This window comes from Streptomyces sp. NPDC058534, assembly GCF_042717365.1.
Classification (GTDB): domain Bacteria; phylum Actinomycetota; class Actinomycetes; order Streptomycetales; family Streptomycetaceae; genus Streptomyces.
This window is the reverse complement of sequence record NZ_JBHXNW010000115.1, coordinates 18,418-21,931: the sequence shown is the minus strand read 5'-3', so window position 1 is coordinate 21,931 and position 3,514 is coordinate 18,418. Positions and strand designations below refer to the sequence as shown.

The 3,514-nt window shown below is 76.4% G+C and carries 3 protein-coding genes and 1 pseudogene; 3 read left to right on the top strand and 1 reads right to left on the bottom strand.

The window, feature by feature from the left end; all coding sequences use genetic code 11:
- Positions 1-158 precede the first annotated feature (158 nt).
- The 3 genes from ACFWR9_RS40015 (at position 159) to ACFWR9_RS40005 (ending at position 3,152) form a co-directional block, all read left to right on the top strand.
- Entirely contained in the window at positions 159-1,190 is a 1,032-nt protein-coding gene (locus ACFWR9_RS40015; RefSeq protein ID WP_383851803.1) for a PHP domain-containing protein, read from the top strand.
- Positions 1,191-1,243: 53 nt separating this feature from the next.
- Positions 1,244-1,900, top strand: coding sequence for an HAD family hydrolase (locus tag ACFWR9_RS40010; RefSeq protein ID WP_383851801.1), 657 nt, complete (start codon positions 1,244-1,246; stop codon positions 1,898-1,900).
- 61 nt (positions 1,901-1,961) lie between these two features.
- Positions 1,962-3,152, top strand: a complete 1,191-nt coding sequence (locus ACFWR9_RS40005) for an aromatic acid exporter family protein (protein ID WP_383851798.1) — start codon at positions 1,962-1,964, stop codon at positions 3,150-3,152.
- Positions 3,153-3,416: 264 nt separating this feature from the next.
- Here the strand turns inward: ACFWR9_RS40005 and ACFWR9_RS40000 are convergent.
- Positions 3,417-3,512, bottom strand: a pseudogene (locus ACFWR9_RS40000) (serine protease); the annotation flags it as partial.
- Positions 3,513-3,514: the final 2 nt, after the last annotated feature.

Below are 3,514 nucleotides of genomic sequence, written 5' to 3'. Positions count from 1 at the left end.
AGCGCCGCCCGCGCCCGCCCGCAGGCGCCCCGCCGCGGGCGCGGCGGGCCGCCGCCGCCCCCCCCCCCGCGCCCCCCCCCCCCCCCGGCCCGGGGTGCGGGTCCGGGGGCGCTGGGGAACCCTGGACGTGCCGGAGGAGGTCGCGGGAGGAGGTGCCGATGGAGCCCGTCGAGGCACTGGAGCGGATCGCGTTCCTCCTGGAAAGGTCCCAGGCGCCCACCTACCGGGTCCGCGCCTTCCGCACCGCCGCCCGGGTGCTCGGCGGTCTGAGCGCCGACGAGCTGCGCGAGCGGGCCGGGTCGCTGGAGTCGATGAAGGGCATCGGCCCCAAGACGGCGCAGGTGGCACGCGAGGCGCTGGCCGGGCGGACGCCCGGCTACCTGGAGAAGCTGGAGGGCGAGCCGGAGGCCCCGCGCCCGGAGGGCGGCGAGGCGCTGCGTGAGCTGCTGCGCGGCGACTGCCATCTGCACTCCGACTGGTCCGACGGCGGCAGCCCGATCGAGGAGATGGGCCACACGGCCGCCGCGCTCGGCCACGAGTGGGCGGCCCTGACCGACCACTCGCCGCGGCTGACGGTGGCGCGCGGGCTGTCCCCCGAGCGGCTGCGCGAGCAGCTGGACGTGGTGGCCGATCTGAACGAGACCTGGGCGCCGTTCCGGCTGCTGACCGGCATCGAGTGCGACATCCTCGAGGACGGCTCGCTGGACCAGGAGCCGGAGCTGCTGGAGCGGCTGGACGTGGTGGTCGTGTCCGTGCACTCCAAGCTGCGGATGGACGCCCGCGCCATGACCCGCCGCATGGTGCGGGCCGTGCGCGACCCGCACGCGGACGTCCTCGGGCACTGCACCGGGCGGCTGCTGACCGGGCGGCGCCGGCCCGAGTCCGAGTTCGACGCCGACGAGGTGTTCGCCGCCTGCGCGGAGTCCGGCACGGCCGTGGAGATCAACAGCCGGCCCGAGCGCCTCGATCCCCCGCGGCGGCTGCTGCGCCGGGCGGTGGCGTCGGGCGTGCTGTTCTCGGTCGACACCGACGCGCACGCGCCCGGCCAGCTGGACTGGCAGATCAACGGGTGCGCGCGGGCGGAGGAGTGCGGGGTGCCGCCCGAACGGGTGGTCACCACCTGGTCCCTGGACGAGCTGCTGGCCTGGACGCGGGAGGGCCGTACGCCGTCCGGCGTGGCCGGCGGCTGACGTGGTACCCGCCGGGCGGCCGGGGACCGCGAGCGGCCGGAGAGTGAGGGCGCATGGAACGCGCAGCCGTGTTCGACGTCGACGGGACCCTCGTCGATACCAACCACCTGCACGTCACGGCCTGGTGGGAGGCGTTCCGGCAGGCGGGGCACCTGGTGCCGATGCACGCCGTGCACCGGGCCGTCGGCCTGCCCTCCGGCGACCTCGTGGCGCATCTGCTGGGCGAGGACCGGGACAGGGACCGGGACGCGGAGCTGAGCGCCGCGCACAAGGCGCTGTACGGACAGTACTTCGACCGCCTGCCCGCCCTGCCCGACGCCGGGAACCTGCTGCGCCGTCTGGCGGGCGACGGCTGGACGGTGGTGCTCGCCACCTCCGCCGGCGGGCCGGAGCTGGGCGCGCTGCGGCGGGCGATCGACGCGGACGACGCGATCACCGCCACCGCGAGCGCCGACGACGTCGAGGCCGGCAAGCCGGCACCGGAGCCGGTCGAGCACGCCCTGGAGCTGGCCGGGGCGCCCGCCGAGCGGGCGGTCTTCGTGGGCGACACCGTGTGGGACATGCGCGCCGGCAGCCGCGCCGGGGTGCGCTGCGTCGCGCTGCTGTGCGGCGGGCTGCCCCGCGCCGACCTGGTGGAGGCGGGCGCGGACGCGGTCTACGCCGACCCGGCCGGCCTGCTGGCCTCTCTGGAGCGGAGCCCGTTCGCGTGAGGCGCCGTGTCGTGGCTCACTCGGTGGCGTGGCGACAGGTCGCGCGGACACCCGGCGCCGCATGACAGCGGTGACACGTAAGGCCCGGGAGCTGTTCCGGGGGCGGCGGCCGGTGGCCGCGGTGTGGTGGGAGGCGTGTGCTGCGGCACGGGCCTGCCGGGACGCCTGGCAGGGCCCGGGACGCGAACGCGATCTGGTCGTCCAGTCCCTCAAGGCGGCGGGCGCGGCTCTGCTGGCCTGGACCGTGGCGGGCGTCTGGCTGGACGATCCGATGGCCCTCATCGCGCCGTGGGTGGCGCTCGTCCTCGTCCAGGCCACCGTCTACAGCTCGGTGCGGCAGGCGGGTCAGCAGTTCACCGCGATCTGCGCCGGGGCTCTGCTCGCGTCGGCCGCCCAGGCGATCACGGACGACACCACGGGGGCACTGGTGCTGTCCCTGCCGGTGCTGATGCTGATGGCGAACTGGTCGCGCTTCGGGCAGCAGGGCGTGTACGCGGCCACCACCGCGGTGTTCGTCCTGGCGTCCGGTACGGCGGTCTCGGCGGCGGCGGTCGGCCACCGGGTGGGACAGGCCGCGCTCGGCGCGGTCATCGGCGTGGCGGTCAACGCCTTCGTGCTGCCGCCGATCCACCTGCGGGACGTGCGGGAGAACCTGGCGGCGCTGGCCCGGGAGTCGGGCGACATCCTGCACACCCTCGCCGACGGCCTGCGGGAGGACGAGTGGGACGGGCAGAGCGGCGCCGCCTGGTCGAGCGACGCCGCCCGGCTCCAGCGGCGGCTGGAGGCGCTGTACTCGGCGCGGTCCTGGAGCAGGGAGAGCCTGCGGCTGACCCCGGGCCGGCTGCGCGGGCCGCGCCGCGTACCCCGCACCGTCCCGCCCGAGGACGAGGACCAGCGCTGGAGCCGCGTCACCGGGAACATCACGGCGCTGACCCGGACGCTGGCGGTCGCGGGCGACGAGCAGCGCACCCCCGCCCCGCCCGAGGGGCCGACGCTGGACCTGTACGCACGGCTGCTGCGGCAGATCGGCGACGCCTGCCACACCGAGGCGGCACGGCTGCTGGGCGAGGCCGCCGAGCCCCGGCCGCGGGACGAGACGGAGATGACCATGGAGGAACTGCACCGGCGGTTGCAGGAGGGGCTGCGGGAGCACGCCGGTCAGGGGGCGGCCCGGACCGCGGTCCTCGGCACGCTGCTGCTCCAGGCGGAGAACCTGTGGGCGGAGATCGTGCCCGAGCCCTCGGAGCAGTGACACACATCACCCCAAATGGCCACAGAGGGTGGAACACCGGCCGCCGCCGCCCCGTTGAACAGACCGTGGAGCCTGTCGCCGAGAGGCGACCGCCATTCGTACCCACACCTCAAAGCCGCCCCGGCCGTGATTCCCCCGTCGCGGTCGGGGCTTCCTCTTGCGTCGGTGGGCGCGTACTCGCCGGGGCCGAAGGACCGCGCGGTGGACGAGTCGTGGGGGCGCCGGCCCGCCGGCCGCGCGGCCGGGGGGCGCGGGGGAGGGGGGGGGGCGCGCTGGGGGGGCGCCGCCCCCGAGGCCGGTGGATACGGCGATCAGCCGAGTCCGTCTCGTGATGCCGCTGCGGGGGGTGGTGCGCTTGATCC

Bases quoted from the DNA above. Each gene is read 5' to 3' on its own strand.
- ACFWR9_RS40015 (WP_383851803.1), top strand. From the start codon at position 159: ATGGAGCCCGTCGAGGCACTGGAGCGGATCGCGTTCCTCCTGGAAAGG.
- ACFWR9_RS40010 (WP_383851801.1), top strand. From the start codon at position 1,244: ATGGAACGCGCAGCCGTGTTCGACGTCGACGGGACCCTCGTCGATACC.
- ACFWR9_RS40005 (WP_383851798.1), top strand. From the start codon at position 1,962: ATGACAGCGGTGACACGTAAGGCCCGGGAGCTGTTCCGGGGGCGGCGG.